At 40.3% G+C, this 20,119-nt stretch carries 15 protein-coding genes; 8 read left to right on the top strand and 7 right to left on the bottom strand.

The window, feature by feature from the left end; translation table 11 throughout:
• Window positions 1-88: 88 nt before the first annotated feature.
• A complete protein-coding gene (locus tag N523_RS0102695; RefSeq protein WP_028834204.1) occupies window positions 89-490 on the top strand; it encodes an STAS/SEC14 domain-containing protein in 402 nt (133 codons plus the stop codon).
• A 198-nt stretch (window positions 491-688) separates the two neighbouring features.
• On the opposite strand, the gene N523_RS0102690 is transcribed toward N523_RS0102695, so the two are convergent.
• From N523_RS0102690 to N523_RS0102680, 3 genes are all read right to left on the bottom strand, one after another.
• Window positions 689-1,633 (bottom strand): carbohydrate kinase family protein, encoded by a 945-nt coding sequence (locus tag N523_RS0102690; protein ID WP_028834203.1) that lies wholly within the window; start codon window positions 1,631-1,633, stop codon window positions 689-691.
• Window positions 1,634-1,758: 125 nt separating this feature from the next.
• On the bottom strand, window positions 1,759-4,152 hold the full coding sequence (locus N523_RS0102685) for a TonB-dependent siderophore receptor (RefSeq protein ID WP_013463014.1): 2,394 nt from the start codon (window positions 4,150-4,152) through the stop codon (window positions 1,759-1,761).
• Between the two features lie 167 nt (window positions 4,153-4,319).
• Entirely contained in the window at window positions 4,320-5,549 is a 1,230-nt protein-coding gene (locus tag N523_RS0102680; RefSeq protein ID WP_028834202.1) for an MFS transporter, read from the bottom strand.
• A gap of 174 nt (window positions 5,550-5,723) precedes the next feature.
• Here N523_RS0102680 and gtfA point away from each other — a divergent pair, with 174 nt between their 5' ends.
• On the top strand, window positions 5,724-7,196 hold the full coding sequence (gtfA, locus tag N523_RS0102675; protein WP_028834201.1) for a sucrose phosphorylase: 1,473 nt from the start codon (window positions 5,724-5,726) through the stop codon (window positions 7,194-7,196).
• Window positions 7,197-7,269: 73 nt separating this feature from the next.
• On the opposite strand, the gene N523_RS0102670 is transcribed toward gtfA, so the two are convergent.
• Together N523_RS0102670 and N523_RS0102665 are read right to left on the bottom strand one after the other, a co-directional pair.
• Window positions 7,270-8,301: a LacI family DNA-binding transcriptional regulator gene (locus tag N523_RS0102670; protein WP_016900594.1), complete on the bottom strand. Its 1,032-nt coding sequence runs from the start codon at window positions 8,299-8,301 to the stop codon at window positions 7,270-7,272.
• Window positions 8,302-8,382: 81 nt separating this feature from the next.
• A complete protein-coding gene (locus N523_RS0102665) occupies window positions 8,383-9,276 on the bottom strand; it encodes an AraC family transcriptional regulator (RefSeq protein WP_028834200.1) in 894 nt (297 codons plus the stop codon).
• Between the two features lie 196 nt (window positions 9,277-9,472).
• On the opposite strand from N523_RS0102665, the gene exaC reads away from it, so the two are divergent.
• The 6 genes from exaC to N523_RS0102635 all read left to right on the top strand — a co-directional run bounded on the left by exaC (window position 9,473) and on the right by N523_RS0102635 (window position 14,803).
• Window positions 9,473-10,993, top strand: coding sequence for an acetaldehyde dehydrogenase ExaC (exaC, locus tag N523_RS0102660; RefSeq protein ID WP_016900596.1), 1,521 nt, complete (start codon window positions 9,473-9,475; stop codon window positions 10,991-10,993).
• A 302-nt stretch (window positions 10,994-11,295) separates the two neighbouring features.
• The gene (locus N523_RS0102655) at window positions 11,296-11,901 is read left to right on the top strand and encodes a DUF998 domain-containing protein (RefSeq protein WP_028834199.1); all 606 of its coding nucleotides are present in this window, start codon (window positions 11,296-11,298) and stop codon (window positions 11,899-11,901) included.
• Window positions 11,902-12,005: 104 nt separating this feature from the next.
• Window positions 12,006-12,224, top strand: a complete 219-nt coding sequence (locus N523_RS0102650; RefSeq protein WP_024602708.1) for a hypothetical protein — start codon at window positions 12,006-12,008, stop codon at window positions 12,222-12,224.
• 62 nt (window positions 12,225-12,286) lie between these two features.
• Window positions 12,287-12,814, top strand: a complete 528-nt coding sequence (locus N523_RS0102645) for a GNAT family N-acetyltransferase (RefSeq protein ID WP_028834198.1) — start codon at window positions 12,287-12,289, stop codon at window positions 12,812-12,814.
• A gap of 80 nt (window positions 12,815-12,894) precedes the next feature.
• Window positions 12,895-13,152 carry a hypothetical protein gene (locus tag N523_RS18855; RefSeq protein ID WP_036949696.1) on the top strand — a complete coding sequence of 86 codons (258 nt, stop codon included), beginning with the start codon at window positions 12,895-12,897 and terminating at the stop codon, window positions 13,150-13,152.
• A gap of 178 nt (window positions 13,153-13,330) precedes the next feature.
• Window positions 13,331-14,803: a S41 family peptidase gene (locus N523_RS0102635; protein ID WP_028834197.1), complete on the top strand. Its 1,473-nt coding sequence runs from the start codon at window positions 13,331-13,333 to the stop codon at window positions 14,801-14,803.
• Window positions 14,804-14,875: 72 nt separating this feature from the next.
• Here the strand turns inward: N523_RS0102635 and N523_RS0102630 are convergent, their stop codons facing one another.
• A complete protein-coding gene (locus N523_RS0102630; protein ID WP_028834196.1) occupies window positions 14,876-17,869 on the bottom strand; it encodes a TonB-dependent receptor in 2,994 nt (997 codons plus the stop codon).
• 72 nt (window positions 17,870-17,941) lie between these two features.
• A complete protein-coding gene (locus tag N523_RS0102625; protein ID WP_028834195.1) occupies window positions 17,942-20,086 on the bottom strand; it encodes a glycoside hydrolase family 16 protein in 2,145 nt (714 codons plus the stop codon).
• Between the last annotated feature and the right edge of the window lie 33 nt (window positions 20,087-20,119).

Genomic DNA, 20,119 nt, shown 5'->3' with positions numbered 1-20,119 from the left:
GTGATGTGCCTGTTTTTTGATCTACTTCACTATTGGTTAATAAGCTATCACCTATACTTGATGCTCATATTATTGTGGAGTTCGGGTTATGGTAAATTTAACACACGGCTTATCTATTGGTATTGAGCGCTCTGGTTGCGAGTTTTTTTTAACCTTAAAAGCTATAGGTACACTCACTCACAAAGATTATGAGGTGATCACGCCGATGATTGACTCTGCGCTTGGCGAAGTTAAACATCCTATTGTTAATGTACTCATAGATGGTACTGAGCTTGATGGCTGGGAACTTAGAGCCGCATGGGATGATTTAAAACTTGGCTTAAAACACAACAAAGAGTTTAAAAAAATAGCCATATACGGCAACAAAGACTGGCAATCAACCATCGCTAAATTAGGCAGTTGGTTTGTATCAGGTGAAATTCAATATTTTGAGAACGCCACTGTGGCTTTAGAATGGTTAAAAAGTAATGATGAAGAAGCGGATGCTTAAATAAAGGCCATAATCGGCCTTTATTTTTAAAGTATTTATACCAATTCGTTTAATTAAGTGATCTATTTTGAGGCTGGAAAAACGTGTTGATAGCTAGGCAAAAAATTTGCTATTTAGTTGTTCTAAATGAGAATTTTTTAACGCAGATAGCGACACGTTTAGCCTCGTAAAATAATTAAGTATTATTGCGGATTGGTATTATACCTCTTGAAGTGTAGGTAATGCGGGAAATGCCCCCTTGGCTAAGCAGGCTTTAGAGCCACAACGCAAACCAAAACTTAAAGCGTGTTTTACTAGGTGCTCATTATTAATTTTTTCGATAAGCGAGCTATTTTCATCGGTGTGATTTAAATAATATAACACGCCTGCAATAAACGCATCACCGGCACTGGTAGTATCCACAGCATTAATGATTGGCGCCGATTCATTTAATATAAACCCTTTATGGTAAACCATTGCCGGTGCAGGGCCATCGGTTAAAAATACCAATTTTACACCTATATTTAAAATAGACTGTAAGTAATCATCAGGTGATTGCTGTGTTTGCTCAGCTAAAAAGTTCAGCTCATCACGCGATAGCTTAACAATGTCGCAATAGGCATAACACGCATGTACATTGTGTTCAATGTCATTGCTATTTTGCCACAAGCTATAGCGTAAATTTACATCAAAGCTAACGAGTTTATGGTTGTTTTTAGCCAGCTTTAAAGCACACACGGTGGTGTTTGCAATGGCTGGATTGGTTAACGTGTTGGAACAAAAGTGTAGGGTACTCAATTCATCCCATTTGATATGGCTTAAGTGATCACTCGTTAACAGTAAATCGGCGGTATTGTGGCGATAAAAATTAAAGCTGCGTTCACCTTTTTCATCTAAACTCACAATAACCACGGCCGTTTGAGAGTCTTTAATCGTAAATAAGTACTCTGTACTTACTTTATATTGCGCAAGCGATTTACTTAATTGTTTAGCAAAGTAGTCATCACCCATACCGCCACAAAAAGCAGCCTTGCCGCCTAACTTTGCATAACCTACCGCTACATTGGCAGGGGCACCTCCTGCAATGGGCAAATAAGCACTGTTTTGAGAATCTTGTGGCAGCATATCAATAAGTAGCTCGCCGAGGCTAAGTAATTTGGTCATAGTGTAAATCCTAAAAAACCCAGCAGAGCTAGGTCAAAATTCAAGGGAGAATTATTAAAACTAATTAAAGTTAGTGTAACAATCGCTGAAAAACATAGCTTCAGCGCTTGTTACACTAAAGATGGTTAGTTAAACGCGTATTTAAGCGTTATTGATGTTGTGCGGCCATTAATAGTACGGGCGCGAATAATGTTATTATCTGGAATTGAGCCTTCTTCAGCTTCTGTAATACCTACCGTATCGAATAAGTTATTTACATTAAGTGCAATATTAAGGTTTTCAGATAAATCGTAACTTACAAAGCCATTTACTTGAGTGTAACCGTCAAATTTAAGGTCGTTATTGTCTTGAGCGTAAGCATCAGTAGTACCAATAAAGTTGACACCGGCAGCACCTTTATCAAAGCTATAACGAGCCATTAAAGAGTAGATTAAATCAGCTTGGCGGCGTGGCGTATTACCTACCACTTCAGGAGTAAGCGCATCCTTAGCAATTTCTGCATCTGTCCATGTTAAGTTACCACGAAAATCCCATGCATCGATGAAGTAAGTTGATTCAATTTCAATCCCTTTTGCTTCGTATTCACGGTCAAAAAAGGTTTGCGATGTTGCTTCAAAGTTTTGCTCTTCTGTTTCTGCATAAAACGCTGTTGCGAAAACTGAAAGTGAATCAAAACGTTTTTTAACCCCAAATTCATACTGGTTTACTTCATCAACGGCATCTTCATCAGCAACCGAACCGTCAGCGCGTACTTTACCAAATAAAAGTCGGTCAGCATTTGCGCGGCCACCTTTACTCAGTCTTGCAAATGTCGCAAGGCTTGAATCTATTTGGTAGTTAGCCCCAATTGAATAGGATGCATAATCCCAATCGTAATTTACTGGGCTAGCATTTGCGGTATCAATGCCTGCTACATTTTGTTCAGGAACTGAAATCACTCCATCGCGATTCATATCAACTGTAGAGGTTACTGCACCTGCGTAATTACCGCGTGCTTCACCACTATCGTAACGAGCACTTGCGTCAATACTTACATCACCCACTTTTGTTGAAAATGAAACGTACGGGGCGCGGGTATCGTATTCTGTATCGTAATCACGCTGACAACAGTTACCCCAAAAAGGCGTTCCGTATGCATATAAACCATTTTCAGAAAACGCTGTACCATCAGCAGCTGTTACATTTAGTAGCGCCGCATTATCGCCCTTAAGCTCCATTAGGTAAGAGTTCCATAACCATGACATAGCAATATTTTGCGTTGAAGCATAGTAACCAAATGTAACGCTTGTATCATCGCTTAGTGATTTAGTTAGTTTGAAGTCGTTCACAATAGAGTCAAAGTCGTTCATTGTGACGTCAAACGTATGAATACGCATGGCTAAATCGTCATTAAATGCAGCTCCGGTATTGGCATTACTAAGCGTTGCACCTGCGCCGCCAATACTTTGTGCAATAGCAGTCGCGCTGCCTACTTCAGCAGGAATAAGTGAATTAAAGTTACCGCTAACAGAGGATTTACGAAAACGGTTTTCAATACGCCAATCGTTATCTAAGTCAAATACGGCTTCAAAACCCACTGAGTCAACTTGCGGGTTCATGCCATCGCGAATATCGCCGCTACTAATTTGATTTTCGCCATTTAAACGCACTGTTTTAGTAAATAATGCGGAGTGTGGGGTATCTGATTGTGCGTCAAACCCTGGGATTGAGTCACCATTTGCATACATTGGCATTGGTAAGTAACCCACGCTTTTGTCATCTAAATGTTTGTAATAAAGACGCACGTAACCGTTTTCAAAGTCTTTGGTAAGGTTGGCTTTAATTTGCCCACCTTTATTTGATGTGTAACCTGTTTCACGCGGGCCTTCACCTTGGCGCACAAAACCACCTACATGAAAACGTACGCTATCACTAAGGTAAGTGCCGTATTCAAAGTCTGTACGAATAGTGTCGTAATCAAGGCCCAGTGTTGTAGAAACACTGCCTGATTCGTTTTCACCATTTTTAGAAATAAAGTTAATTATGCCGCCCGGTGCATTACTTGCTGCAGTCGAGGCCGAACCACCACGAATTGATTCGATAGTTTGTACGGTATTATCTAGGCGCATAAATATATCAGCGTTACCAAAAGCAATATCACCGTATTGCATAACGGGTAAACCGTCTTCTTGTAATTGTAAAAACTTAGCACCACCAGAGGCCACAGGTAAGCCGCGTACAGCAATGTTTGCGTTACCTTCACCGCCGGTTGATTCTGAACGTACGCCCGGAATAATTCTAAACGCTTCAGCAGTTGAACGCGGTGTAGATACTTCAACTTGAGCAAGCGATAAACTGCTCACTGATGAGCTTGATGCCATAATGGTTGTACGACGTGGTACACCGGTTACAACGATAGTCTCAAGACCTTTGTTAGCTTGCGCTTGTGTGTTTTGCTCTTCTTGTTGTGCATAAACGCCTTGGCTTACAGCCAGCGCTAAAGCACTCATTAAATATAAAGGTGTGTTGTGTGTTGTCATGTGAACGCCTCGTTTTGTGAGCCCGAAGGGGTTTGTTATTTTTACTTAATCGATTAAGTAAAAATAACAAATCTTTTACAATAAGCAAATTATTTTATTCTTTATTTGCTGTTTTTTTACTCATCTATTGATTTATATAGTGTTTTTTTAGCCCCCAATTTGTTGATTTACTCAGTTATTAGGTTGCTCTCTTGTAAAGCGCAGGCTGATGGGTCACGTAGATAGTTAAACAGCATCGCTAAAAATAAAATAATGGCAAAGCCGGTTGCAAGGTAAAAACCATAACGTACATGACCAAAGTAATCGCTGATCATACCCATAAATAAAGGCGCTAATGCGGCTGAAAGTGCAGTGAAAAATAATATAACCCCAGCAACTGCGCCATGTTGTTGTACCGGGAAGCACGATATTCCTTTGGAGTTTAAGGTCGGGTAAACCATCGACATAAATAACCCTGAAAGCGGCAATAAACCAACAGCCCAATCAACGCCACCGACTAAAGTACCCACATAACACAGTGCAATACCTAAACTTAAGTAAGCCATAACACCTTGCCAGCTATAGCGGTTTAATAACCACACAGCAATAAAACGCCCTGCGGCACGCAGTATAAAAAATATGGTGAGTGCATAGGTTGCCAAAAGGGGCCAAGAGCCTGTGTAGTCTTTTAACAGCGTCGGCATCCATACGTAAATGGCAACCTCGGTTGCAACATAAAGCGCAATGGCGAGCGAAAAGCCAAGCGCGTAGGGGTTTTTAATCATTTTCATGGTAGTAGCAAGTGAAGCGGGCTTTTCAGTACTTTTAACAACGCTCGGATACTCTGCACGCCACGCTAAAAACGCTAAAATTAAGCACATAATGCCGGCAATAATATATAAATAAGTCCAACTTACATTTTGTACCAGTAATACACCAACAAGTGCAGGTCCAACAATGGCACCAATACCAAAAAAGCCTTCTACTTTGTTCATGGTTTTAGTGTGCTCTGCGTTGCTATGAGAAATATCGCCTAATAACGCCAAAGCGCCGGTTTTAAATAAGCCAATAGCTAAACCAATACAGCAAAGCAAAAAAACAAAAAATATAAAGCTGCTACTAATGGCGAATAAAAAGCAACTCGCAGAAAATATTAATAACCCAAGCATAATCGTTTTTTTACGCCCGAGGCTATCGGCTAAAAAGCCTAAAAATAATCCGCTAAAGGCAATGAGTGCCATAGGCGCATAGTGGAATGCGCTGGCTTGGGTCATGCTTAAACCAAATTCAGTTATGAGCTCGGGAATGATCATGCCAACGGCATCGGAGGTCATGGCAAACATAAAAAACATCATATATGTGAGCCAGCGAATTTGTTGCAACGGATCGCTGCTTACGTGTGTGTGTGATTTTGTCATGTGCTTTCCTCGTTAAATGCGTTCTTAACACTCAGTAAGTCAGTCAGTTACTGATTATAGTATTAATGTCGCCACGATATTTGTATGTAAAATTTATAAAAATAACTTGTAAATTCGTACGTGCTAGTTAAAGATATATCTTAATCGATTAAGTTTCAACATGGTAATCACACAATGATGAAGAATAAAGTTCAATTGATCACATACGCTGATCGAATTACTGGCCAAGATATAAATGCACTTACCACTCTTTTACATGGCCCATTAGAGGGCGTTTTTGGTGGTGTGCACTTATTGCCATTTTATAACCCAATTGATGGCAGCGATGCAGGCTTTGACCCGATTGATCATAGTGAAGTTGATTCTCGAATCGGTACTTGGGACGACATAAAGGCACTCGGTAAAGACCATGATTTAATGGCTGATCTAATAGTGAATCATGTGTCGGCGCAATCTTTTCAGTTTCAAGATGTACTGGCTAAAGGTAAAGCGTCAGCATTTTGGGATTTATTTTTAACCAAAGAAGACGTGTTTCCCAATGGCATGAGCGAGGCTGAGCAGCAAGCTATTTACCGTCCACGCCCAGGCAGTTGTTTTACACCAATGAAATGCGGTGATGGTCAAACGTATGATTTTTGGACCACTTTTACCGACAATCAAATTGATATAAACGTAAAAGTAGAGGCGGGAATTACGTATTTAAATAATGTACTTACTAAGTTCTCTGCTAACAACGTTAATATTATTCGTTTAGATGCAGCGGGTTATGCCATTAAGCAGGCGGGTACTAATTGTTTTATGCTAGATGAAACGTTTGGCTACTTAGATAACTTATCAAAGCAAGCCAACGATTTAGGCATGGAAACCATTGCAGAAATTCATAGCCATTATCAAACACAAGTAGATGTAGCTAAGCGCGTTAATATGGTTTACGACTTTGCGTTGCCACCACTTATTCTACATAGCTTGTTTAATAACAATGCGGATGCATTACTCAAATGGCTAAAAATATCGCCGCGTAACTGTTTAACTGTGCTAGACACCCATGATGGCATAGGCATTATTGATGCAGGCCCAATGGGTGAAAAACCAGGCTTATTAAATGCAGAGCAAATTGATAACCTAGTAGAAACCATGCATGCAAATAGTAACAATCAAAGCCGCCAGGCAACAGGCGCGGCTGCCAGTAATGTCGATTTATATCAAGTAAACTGTACTTATTACAATGCATTAGGCGCTAATGATTTTGACTATTTGCTGTCGCGCGCAATTCAATTTTTTGCGCCAGGTGTACCGCAAGTTTATTACGGCGGCTTATTTGCCTGTGAAAACGATATGGAACTGTTAGCAAAAACCAATGTTGGCCGTGATATAAATCGCCCATATTTGAACGCGGCTAAAATAGAGCAAGCCCTTAATAAACCGGTAGTAAAAGGGCTCATAGAGCTAATTAAAATGCGTAATGAACATCCCGCATTTGCAGGTGAATTTTCGGCTCAAGGCGGCGCAAGTGTTTGTTGTTTAATGTGGAAGCTTGAACAACAATCAATTTCATTGAGGATTGACTTTGCAAGCCGTATTGCACTTATTTCGCAGGTTAATGGCACTCAAGAAAGCACTCTAAACTTACAAAGTTTATTGGCTTAAATAGCTTTATTTGTTGAAAATCAAAAGCCAAGCAGCCTCTGTTTGGCTTTTTTATTTGCTTTATTAACAGTGCTTAGCTACTTGCACCAATATCGAGTGCGTAACCTACTTCATATTGTTTTTCTTCTTTAGAAATAAATAAGTTAGCAGCCATAACGCCCTTTTCTTGGCTATTTTGATGAATTGTAGTAAGGCGAGGTACAAAACGAGCGGCTTCTTCTATGCCATCAAACCCCACAATACGCAGCTCACTGCCTATTTTTATCCCTTGTTTTATGGCTTCTCGCATGGTGGCAAGGGCAATTAAATCGCTCATGCATATAATCACGTTAGGGCGAGGGGAGGCTGTTAATACCTCTTTTGCGGCAATATTTGCAAAGCGCTCACTGCTTTCAGGAATATTCCAAATGCGGTCGTCGGCAACCGTTATATTAGCCTCACTTAAGGCGCGTTGATAACCACGCAAACGTTGATGCGAAATAGATTGGCCAGTTTCAAATTCGTGATGTTCGTATACCCGGCACAATACATTTTCATCAAGTAATCTTAAGCCTAATATAGCCACTTTATCATCTTGATTATGTAAAACATGTTTGGCTATTTCATAACTGGCTTGCTCGTTATTAACATTAATTGAGGCGTTACGGGCAATGTCAAAATCAACCGTCACCACATGTTTGGAGACTGTTTTTAGTTGCTCTACTAGTGCTTTATTGCGCGGGCGACCATAACAAATAAAACCATCGACAAAATCAACAACGCTGTTGAGGTTGTCACTATTGCCTGAAAACAATAAAACATTAATATTGTTTTTTTCAAGTACCGAGGTTACTCCCCGCATAAAACTGCTCGCAACAGGGTCTGATACCATGTATTCCACGCTATCAGGAAGGACTAATGCAACAATATTAAACGTGCCACTTCGCAAAGACTGAGCCGCTTTATTAGGGCCATAATACCCCAGCTCTTTGCACGCTTTAAGTATGGCTTCGCGGCGTTTAGCAGAGAGTTGATCCGGGCGATTAAACGCATTTGATACCGTAGCATTAGACACACCTAATTCTTTGGCAATACTCTTTAATGTCCAGCGGGTGGGTTTACTCATCGGTGACTCATTACTACTTACAACATTGCAAACAATCTAGCATATTAGGCTGTTTAATATAACAAAAACTGTTGTGTTAGGTTAGTGGCGACACGCTTTTGGTGCAATACCAAAAGTTTGCTTAAATAAACGACTAAAATGACTGGCGCTATTAAAGCCAAGGTCGTAGCACACTTTGCTTATAGCTTGGCCTTCTAATAAAAGCGTGCGGGCTTTTTTAAGCCTAAGTTGTTGCTGCCAAAGTGCAGGGCTAGTACCAAAAGCAAGTTTAAATTGCTGGTAAAACTTACTACGGCTCATACAGGTTATTTTGCATAAGGTATCGATGTCGAGTGTGTCGCTTAAATGCTCTTCAATATAATGCAGTGCATCACTTACGTTACTTTTTAGGCGCAGCTTGTCACAGTTGGCCAGCAATAAATCACGGCTTTGCTGTTGTAATAAACGGGTGATCAATTCGTTTAACGATAAATCAATTAAGTAGTGTCGCTCAGCGCCTTGCTCACTAAATAAATGCACCATGCGCTCTAATAACTGCTGAGTTTGCGTATTATGTTGGGTATGCACTAAATTAGGGGTGTATTCAAACAAGGTATCACTAGCAAAGCTTTGCTGCATATTAAGCGCATTAGCCACATTGGTTATTTTATCGGTGCTAATTTCAATCGCCAAACAGGTGGTAGGTGAGTTGATAGTTGCCTGTGGGAAATCAATCAGCACGCTTTGCTCGGGTGCTAATACAAACGATTCATGTGGTAAAAACGCTTTGTGGTATTGACTGCTCTCAACATGCATTATTTTTTTACCACTGAGCATAGCGCAAAACAGTAATTCGTTAGAATGCAACGCCACTTTTTGCGCACTTTTATAGGTATCGTAAATACTTAGCTCAGAGTTATCGGCAGCAAAGGTCACTTTGTTTTCAATCAGTACATCAAGTTGTTGGCGTTTTTTATTTAACTGAGATGTGTGCATGTTCAGCCTTTTTTCAATCGTTATAGAGCGTTTTTAATGTGGACTCACAGACAACTTTTTTGGACAGCTAAGCAAGTTTTTAAGCGCTTAATGGTCTAATGTCAATCAATACCGATTAAATATAAAGCAAGTTGCTACATTACTCTAACAAATTTCGGCTTAGACTTTTAGCTAACAACAACAAGAGAACACACATATGATTTACGCAAACCCAGGTTCACCAGACGCACTCGTCACATTTAAACAGCAGTATGGTAATTACATTGGCGGCGAGTGGGTTGCCCCAGTCAACGGCCAGTATTTTGATAATATAAGCCCAGTTAATGGCAAGGTATTTTGTAAAGTACCGCGCTCAGATAAAGACGACATAAACCTTGCACTCGACAAAGCCCATGCAGTAAAAACCCAGTGGGGCACTACCTCAGTCGCCGAGCGCAGCAATATACTATTAAAAATTGCCGACCGTATTGAACAAAACTTGGAGCTACTTGCAGTGGCCGAAACATGGGATAACGGCAAAGCGATTCGTGAAACCCTTGCCGCTGATATTCCACTGGCCGCCGATCACTTTCGTTACTTTGCCGGTTGTTTGCGTGCTCAAGAGGGCAGTATTGGCGAGATAGACGAAACTACGGTGGCGTATCATTTTCATGAGCCTCTAGGCGTTGTAGGGCAAATTATTCCGTGGAACTTCCCATTATTAATGGCCGCATGGAAATTAGCGCCTGCACTTGCAGCAGGTAACTGTGTAATATTAAAACCCGCCGAGCAAACACCCGCCTCAATCTTAGTGTTGATGGAAATTATTGGCGATTTACTGCCAGGGGGTGTTTTAAATGTGGTAAACGGCTTTGGTAAAGAAGCTGGTGAAGCACTGGCAACTAGTACGCGCATTGCTAAAATTGCCTTTACAGGCTCAACTCCTGTGGGCTCACATATTTTAAAATGTGCAGCCGAGAATATTATTCCTTCAACGGTCGAGCTTGGGGGGAAATCGCCTAATATCTTCTTTAGCGATGTTATGGAAAAAGACGACTCATATTTAGATAAGGCAATTGAGGGTGCCATTCTTGCCTACTTTAACCAAGGTGAAGTATGTACTTGTCCATCACGCTTGTTCATTCAAGAAGATATTTATGAGCAATTTATAGAACGTATTTTAAAACGTACTAAACAAATTAAACGTGGCAACCCGCTTGATAGTGAAACCATGGTAGGCGCACAAGCCTCTAAAGCGCAGTTTGATAAAATTTTAAGCTACATTGAAATTGGTAAAGAAGAAGGTGCTGAAGTATTAACTGGCGGCCATGTTGAGCAATTAAGCGACGAGCTAAACGGCGGGTATTACATTCAACCTACACTATTAAAAGGACGTAATGACATGCGCGTGTTCCAAGAAGAAATTTTTGGCCCCGTTATTTCAATGTCGACCTTTAAAGACGAAGCCGAAGCACTTGAACTGGCTAACAGCTCAGAATTTGGTTTAGGCGCAGGGGTATGGAGCCGTAATATGAATCGTGCTTATCACTTTGGTCGCAAAATAGAAGCAGGTCGTGTATGGACTAATTGTTACCATATGTACCCAGCACATGCAGCGTTTGGCGGGTATAAAAAGTCTGGTATAGGCCGCGAAACTCACAAACTCGCGCTTGATCATTACCAACAAACTAAAAACTTGCTAGTAAGTTACAGCGAAGATCCGCTTGGCTTTTTTTAATAACGCGTTTTAGTTTAAACAAACAACCTATAAGTAATGAAAGCGCTACATTTTTGTAGCGCTTTGTTTTTTTTAAACTAATACCGATAGCATTTGATTAGTGGTTAATTATAATGATAAAGAAATGATTTATTAATGAGGCGCTGGGTTGAAAAAGTAGATTAAAGGTTCTAGCTCAGGGCTGTTATGACTAGGTTTCAGGCTGTTTGTACAAGCTCACAGCTCGTCACTCGAAGCCGGCTCATTTTCTCCTCTGTGTTCAAAAAGGCTTTAATGAATTAATCACAAAAAGGATTATGGTGATGTTTGAAACGATTGCGATTTATTCAGGGTTAATAGCCACATTATGGATATTCATTGGTGTTTATGTAGCAAGTCGGTTTTATGAAGGTTACAGTCATTCTAAACAATTTTGTAGTGAATTAGGTGCAACGGGAAGCCCAACTGAAAAACTGTCACCGCTAATTAATAATTATCCTTTAGGTTTTCTATTTTGCTTTTTTGGCTGGTATTTGGCGCAATTGGCTAATGTTTCTATATTGGTTAATATTGTTGGTTGGTTAGTTATAGTGCATGGTATTGGTACCTGGGTTGCGGGTTATTTTCCTATGGATGCTGACCCATTTACTAAACATCCAACTTTTAGCTGCAAGGTTCACTCTTGGGCTGGTTTTATTATGTTACTTTCGCTGGTTGTAGCACCAATATTAATAGCTATTAGTCCGACCACAGAAATTACTCCTTTATACTTTCGTGTTTTTTCAATTGTTTCTGTTATCGCCACAGTTTATTATCTGTTTGCTATGGCTAAAGCAATAAAACTACAAAGTAACCCTGGTAGCTATCAACGTATCTCTTATGGTATCCAATTAAGTTGGTTAAGTGTTTTTTCAATAGTGTTAATGTAATTTTAAACTAATTTAAATCGCCTTCAATAATTTAGAGACTTAACTCACTAACGACTATGATTTATTTCAGCTTATTATTTGGCGCCACAACTCAAGGAAGGCTCATGAATATAAACCACGCTAAATTCCGTTTTATTTTACTAAAAGGTGTTCTAGGCTGGGGAATTCCTACAGCTATTTTATTTCAATTAATTATGTACTTTACAGGTGAGCAAGATTTTTTTGATGGAATCATTTCATCTTTAATAATATTTCCTTTAGTAGGCATATTATTTGGATACTTTTTATGGCATTCGAAATATAAAAAAGAGCGAAATAACTGAGATAACAACCTTAATCACTTGGTTTGTTGAAATTTTTTAGCTTTGATAACAAGAAGGTTTGAGTGAAAATTTGTGAAACCCAAAGGTTGGTTATTCGGCCATTTTCAATTGATGATGTGCCGGCATTAAGTGAAATTCTTAATGACGATGAAGTGATGAAATACTCAATTCGTGGTGTGTGCGATGAAGCTGCAACTCGTGAATTTATAAAGTGGTGTTTACAATGCTACGGATCATACGGTTTGGGCCCATGGGCACTAATAGATAAAAACAGTAACCTACTTATAGGGTTTTGTGGTGTTTCTCCACAAAGTGTCGCGGGTAACGAAGAGCCTAATTTAGGGTATCGATTAGCGGGCGATTTTTGGAATAAAGGATTAGCCTGCGAAGCGGCTAAAGGTGTTTTAAAGTATGTGTTTACTCAAACTACTCATCAATCAGTCGTTGTTATTATTGAACCTGAGCATATTGCGTCATTAAAAGTAGCAAAGAAAATTGGCTTTACAGACTACAGTACTCATGAATTTCATGGTCGTACCGTACAGTTATATCGATTAACTAAGGCGCAGTGGAGTAACTCACTTGTTTAAATAATACTATGTAGGTAGTAAGCTGAAAGAATAGTTAGTGTTGATTTGTTAAATATCAGTTTTTAAAAAGGAAATTTTTAATGGATATAGATTCTCATATAGTTCAACTTGAAAAAAACAACCGAAAGCTATTTAGTGCATCTCATTATTTGGGGCTTACGATAGCGATGGTTGTTATTGTTTTGTTGTTAATGTTTTATTTTAACCCATTGATAGGGCTTGCTTGTTCAGGTTTTGCTGCTTTCTTTTTAAACTTTTTCTATTCACAGTATAGCTTTAGAAAACTCAACGCCCGCATAACACTACTGCAAACCAAAATTGAACAAACGTCTAAGTAAGGTGTTGCTCTAAATTTAAAGCCAGTTCATTTTAAATCTTACTCGTTGTTAGCTGCTTTTAATGTTGTTAAGTTACTGCTATAAAAATAATTTGCTGATACTTATTTGATTTAAGGTATTTTTAGTTCCACCAAATGAGTTTACAGTAATTATATAACCTAATTTAAAATGGATTTTCATGAACATAAAAACAAAAATAGTTAGCCGTACTTTATTGAGTGCTTTATTAATTACGCCTACCTTGAGCATGGCAGAATTAGCAGTTACTCCTCAAACCTCAGCGCAATGGCGCAGTGTTACTGATCGTGATATTGAAGCTGCTTACAGTATTTCGGCAAAAAACCACCCCGGTATGTTTGATGTTAACAACCCAGTCTTTCCTGAGCTATTAAAGCAAGCAAAAGCAGAAGCACTTGCACTGTCTGCCAAAGCGAGCGGGCCGCAGGTTCATGTTGCAGCAATTGCGCGTTTTAGTACTGTGCTACAAGATGGTCATGCAGGTGTGTTTTCAAGCGTTGAACGACCTGCTCGTCGTTGGCCTGGTTTTAGTGCCGTTTGGCGGGGTGATGCATTAAAAGTGTATTACAGTGAAACAGATAATATAAATAAAGGTGATGTGATAAGTGGTTGCGATGGGCAAAGTACCGAGACGTTAATGCGACAAAGAGTGTTTAAATTTCATGGACAGGTTACACAACCTGGGCATTGGTGGCAGCAAGGTTGGCGGTTACTAATTGATGAGGGCAACCCATTTTTAACACCTCTAAAAGAATGTCAATTTATTAAAGCTAATGGGCAAGCTTACAGTAAAACCCTTGATTGGTCTGTTCGGCCAAAGAGTGTAAGTAAGCATTTAACACATGCTTATAATGGGGATGAGCTTACAACCGATTTAACTTGGCCTGCGCAAAACATAGCGTGGATTGCTATGCCCAGTTTTGCAAATAACGATAAGCAAACTCATGATTACAACAACCTGTATAAAAAAGTGGCGAGTCAACGTACTAAGTTACTCAGTGCAAAAACGGTGGTTTTAGATCTTCGCCACAACCAAGGTGGCTCGTCGTATTGGAGCTTAAAGCTTGCAAAAGCGTTGTGGGGTGAGCAAGTTGTTGAACAAAAAATGGATAACTACTCAAAAAATAGCCGGGTTTGGTGGAGAGCGTCAAAAGACAATACCAACTATGTAAAATCGTTAATTGACGTGGTAAAAGATCAACCTGAGGTCCATGAACTGATTAAAGAAATAGCTGCAGGTATGGCGCAGTCACTTGAAAATAATAAGCCATTTTACATCGAAGAGCTGCAAAATAAATCAAACCTAAGCGAAATTACAGTGCCAGTAAGTGACTTCGAAACACCGGTTCTTGTTATTGTACCGCCACAGTGTGCAAGTGCGTGTCTTGATGCCATTGATGTATTTAAGCAGTTTTCAAACACTCAGTTATTTGGCGCGCCAAGCAGTGCTGACTCACTGTATATGGATGTTCGATTAGCTGAGTTACCCTCAGGTTTAGGTAAAGTGATAGTGCCTAATAAAGTGTATGTGAATAGAGCAAGAGGAAAGGGCGATTATTATAAACCCGATATTGCCTATAACGATATTGATTGGACAACCGATAAGCTATTAGAAAAAATTAAACAGTTATAAAAAAAGCCGCTCAGTGAGCGGCTTTGACTTTTCAACTATAAGGGGTAATCAAAACTGTATTTGGGCAATGAATTAATTGCCCATAGAGTATCTAACGCCAAAGGCATAACGAGGGCCGTATTGAGCCGCGCTTAAGAACTGACTTTCGAAGCGACTGAATGAACGCTCGGTTTCGTTGGTTAAGTTCACACCTTCAAAGAATACCGTTGTGCTTTCGTTAACTTCGTAGTTCACACTAATATCCCACTGTAAGTACTCTTCTGCGTATTGTGGAGGAGCCGTAGCACCTGAGTCAGGTAAACCTTGCGCAATTAAGTACTCATCACGCCATGCACCGGTAATTTTCACCGATAAGCCATCTTTTTCGTAAAAGCCTTGTATGTTTGCAGAATCACTTAAACCAGCTAATACTGCTTGAGAGGCAAGGTAGTAGTTATCGTACTCTACATCACCATCAACAACGGTGGCATTAAAACCTGCACCAAAGCCTGAGTCGCCAAACAAGTGCTGAACAGCAAATTCAAAACCGTTTACTTTACGTGAACCAACGTTTTCAGGTGAATTGATGGTCCATTCAATCAGCGGATCAGACGCTGGATCTGGTAATATACGGTTGTTTTCACCAATGCCTACGCCATTAGCTACAATTTCATTGTAAATTGCAGTGTCAGTTGCTTGATCTCCACGACCTTCAATGGCGGCTACTGCATTGTTCCAACGCTCACCTAAATACACATCATGTAAACCTTCAAAGGTAGTTTTTACCTGGGTGTTATCAATCCAATTATCTACGTCTTTCCAGAATAGACCGACAGCAGCGTAACTGCCTTCGCTGTAATAATACTCAAGGCTTAAATCTAGATTAGTTGATTTAAATGGCTCTAAGTTTGGATTACCACGGCTACCACTTCTTGAATTTAATTTAGGTGATGGTGTTAAAGCCAAGTTACCTAACATATCGCCAAGAGTTGGTCTGGTGATTGTTTGTCCCCATGATGCGCGGGTTACTAAGTCATCCGTAAGATCGACTTTAATATCAATCATAGGAAGTAGTAAGTCGTATTGTCCTTCATAGTCTACTTCAACTAATTCGCCACCAGCGGCAAATTGAGTTAACCACTCTGAACCGCCTGCCCAGTAAACTTGTTCCGCTACACGACTTTTTGCTGGGCTGACAATATCAGTTTCTTCATAACGAAGACCTAAGTTTACAAATACGTCGTAGTCGCTAACGTTAAATACCCAGTTGCTAGAAAGGTAAACACTAATGGTTTCTTCTTCTACTTCGTTAGTTGGGAAGTTATCAAAGCTACCAATTCGGTAATAATCACTACCAATTACGTCTTCGGTCAAATAAGCACTTTGACGAGCAAATGCTTCATCAAGGTCATAAGTGTAAGCATAACCTGGCGCTACGCCGTTAGGACCAAATGAAAATTCATCAAGGAATCCGCTTAAATCAACCCTTTCGAACATCGCATCTGGGAAAATTTCAGCGAATGTACCGTTGTTAAAGCCAGGTGCATTGGCGTTATTAGAGCCGCCCCAACCACTGAGTGTTTGCTTAGTGTAAGCCGCACCAAATTTAACGGTTTCAAGACCAATATCTGTATAAGTAAATAATTTACCGTCTAATTGTACTTGAGAAACTTCTGACTCACCTGGTGTTCTGGTAAAAATACTGAAGTTAGAACCAATTTGATTTGGACTTACTTCTTGTGTGCCATTGTTCCAATTAATATTAAAACCCGGTACATCGCCTTCGCGGAAAAAGTATTCTTTAGTAGATAACTCTGCTGAGCCCAAAATAATACGGGCATTAGAGTTTAAGCCAGGATCTTTGCCATTATCTGTTGTGGTTTTTGAGGTATGGGCATCAAAGTTAAAACTAAGGTTTTCTGTTGCTAACCATTCAACATTAATACCGGTTGCTTTTGAGTCTACCTCGGCAGTTTCACGAAATGCCGTGAATGAGGCATCATCACCAGCTGAGTTATAGTAAATAGCGGTGCCATTTTCATCTAGCTCATAGGCATTACCATTACCACCAAACGAGCCGTTCCAAATACCCCACGATAACGAATTATTACCCGTTGTTGCATTTGAAATTGTGTGATCTAGTGTAAACGTTAAGTTATCTGTTGGTGCAAACTGAAATGTGGCTTGCGCATTTAAACGTTCACGCTGAATATCATCTTTTGAAAAGCTCACTTCTTGTGGGAAGAAAGCGGCAGATACAAATTCACCATTATCCCCAGCATTTGGATCGAAAAACTGCTTAGCTGGATTACCATCTGCATCCATTGGACGGTTATCAATTATGTTTTCAGCATCAACCGATAGGTTAGGGTTGACTAACCAAGAGCGTACATTGGCTGCTTGGCGCTGAAAATCACGACGGTGGTATGAAAAGTTAGCTGAAAAACCAAACATTTCGTCAGCAAAAGTATTGCTGTAAATACCTGCAATTTCAGGTGTTACTTCATCACCTTCTTCTACCGATGTATCGTGAATGCCTTTAGCCATCAATGAAAAGCGCTGACCCGGCTTTTGTAGAGGTTTAGCGGTAACAATATTTACAGTTGCACCAAGGCCACCTGTTGGTGTATCCGCACGCGCTGTTTTCATAACTTCAAGTGAACTAACACCTTCAGATGATAAGTTCTCAAAGTTAAATGAACGCGTAAAACCGGTGCCTGCCATTTGACGGCCGTTAAGTGTTACAAGGTTAAATGATGGGCCAAAACCACGTACGGTAATTTGGCTACCTTCACCGTTTGAGCGACTTACCGATACACCCGTAATACGTTGTAGCGATTCAGCTAAGTTAGTATCTGGAAATTTACCCATTTCTTCAGCAGAAATGGCATCTACCACGCCTGATGCATCGCGTTTTACGTCCATTGAACGAATGAGAGAGCCACGAATACCTTTTACTTCAATAACTTCTAGTTCAGGTTCGGCAGTATTTTGTTCTGCTGCATGAGCGATATTAAGCGTGCTTGCAGTGATGATAAGTGACACAGAAGCCGCTAATTGGCTTTTTTTAAAATTAAATGTGTTCATAATTGCTCTGCTTTTAACTAAATTTTACGATAAGTAGGTGCATATATGCACCTACCATTAAGTGACTTTTAATTATGGAACGCCAATGAAAGCGTTATCTACACGATAAACGGCGCCTTCACCTGTGTCCCAAGCTGGGAAAATCATCACTACATCTAACGCACTAACATCTAAACCTGCACCCGCTAAATCAGCAAGGGTAAAGGTATATGTTTGCCATTCACCAACAGTAGGTTCTATACCTTCAATGCTGTCAGTTAGTGGAATTTCGACAGCTGAGCTACCGTTATCAGACTCAACTTTGAAAGTCCAAACTGAATCAAGATTATTTGGTTTTGAAATCACCTTTAACTCAAACGCTATTACACCGTTTTCTAATATTGAAGTAGCATCGAATGCTTCACCGCTTCCGCCTGCAGCTGTGCGGCTATTAAAGCCCATTACTGTTGCTGTTGCGCCAATAGTAAACTCAGCAGTTAAACCGTGCTCTTCATCATCTAATACCTCAACTGGCGTTGAGCCACCGCAGCAATCCCACATTGGCCAATTTAGGTTTTGTTCATCACTGAAAAGGTCGACTTTTGGTAAGTCGCCTTCAATCGCAACATTGGTAATTAAATATTCAGCGCCTGCACCTGTTTGCCATGCTGGGAATACCATTAATACATCAATGGCACTTAAATCTAAGCCTCTTTCTTGTAGTAAAGAAAGTGGGAATGTATAGGTTTGCCATTGGCCAGTAACAGGAGTAACACCTTCAGTACTATCGCTAAGGGCTACATCGCCTGTATTAGGACCACCATCACCCGCTTCGGCTTTTAATAACCAAGTAGTTGAAGATGTTGGAGGTGTTACTACTTTCATATCAAATGATACACGGCCATTTAAATCAAGCAATAAAGAAGCGTCAAATGGCGACGATGACCCTGCAAAGCCATCAGGGAAATGACCGCCACGGGTAGAAAAACCAAGCACAGTCCCGTTATTATCGTTAATGTTAAACTTAATTACGTCGCCTTTGTCAGCATCGGTAATGGTTTCTGGTGTGGTTCCGCCACAACAATCCCAAGCGATCCAGTTTGCGTTTAATGTGCCATTAAATATATCAAGGTTTCTTGCAACACCATCACTTGGTGGAGTAGGTACAGGGGCTTTACCTTCAACGAGTGCATCTTCTAGGCTATCGTAACCTGGGCGTACTGTTTCACAGCCTTTACCTGTGGTTGGGTTAGAGGCACATTCGTAAACACGCACGTAATCAATTTCAAAACTTTGACCTTCTGCAAATGCTGCAGCGTCAACGCCTAAGTTATTTACGTTTTCAGGCCAATCACCACCAACAGCATTGTTTAATATAAGATAAAAGTCTTTATCAAATGGGGCATTATCCCAATGCGTTGTTAGCTCGCCGCTACCTTGTTCAAAGTATTCAGCAAACCAACCTTTATGCTTTAAGCCAACGGGTTCATCTTTTGAATTGTAACGAACTTCAGAGCGACGTTGAGTGGCGTATAAATAGCCATCTACGTACCAGCGAATTTCGCCTTCTTGCCATTCAATTGCGTAAGTATGAAAATCGTCTGCAGGATTCATCCCTTCAGGGAATGTATACGCTTTACCAGAACTTGAGTTATTTGGCCATTCGCGACCATAGTGAAGTGTGCCATGAATATTAGCTTCAACGGTGCCATCTTCAGCAACTGTTTTTAAATTTACCGCTTCTAAAATATCAATTTCGCCAGAGCGCGGCCAAGTACCATATTCTTCATCGGTTGGCATCATCCAAAAAGCTGGCCAGCTACCTTGACCCGAAGGCAACTTTGCACGCATTTCAAAGCGGCCATAAGTAAAGTCTGCGTTGTAACGGGTGTTTAAACGGGCTGATGTGTATGGTTTTTCTGCGCCTTCTTCTGCAGGTAAGGCGACTATGTTTAGCACACCGTCTTTAATAAAGGCGTTTTCTTCACTGTCGGTGTAACATTGTTTCTCGTTGTTACCACCGCCAGCGCAGTTTAATTCAAAGTTCCACTTGTTAGTATCAATACTAGTGCTGTCAAACTCATCGTTCCATACCATACGCCAGTCAGAGACTGGTTCAGTAGGGTTTACTTTTTCAATATCTGTAGTAGTGGTTGCTGCGTCACCACCACAACCCGCCAGAGATGCTAATGAAATAGCAGCCAAAAGGCGAGTAATGCGTGTTGTTTCAATGTTCATAACTGAACCCCGTTCAACTGATTATTGTCAGAA

It is taken from the genome of Pseudoalteromonas sp. 23_GOM-1509m, assembly GCF_000518425.1.
In the GTDB taxonomy this organism is placed as follows: Bacteria; Pseudomonadota; Gammaproteobacteria; order Enterobacterales; family Alteromonadaceae; genus Pseudoalteromonas; species Pseudoalteromonas tetraodonis.
Note: the sequence above shows the minus strand (reverse complement) of the source record. Positions and strands in the feature narration are given on the sequence as shown.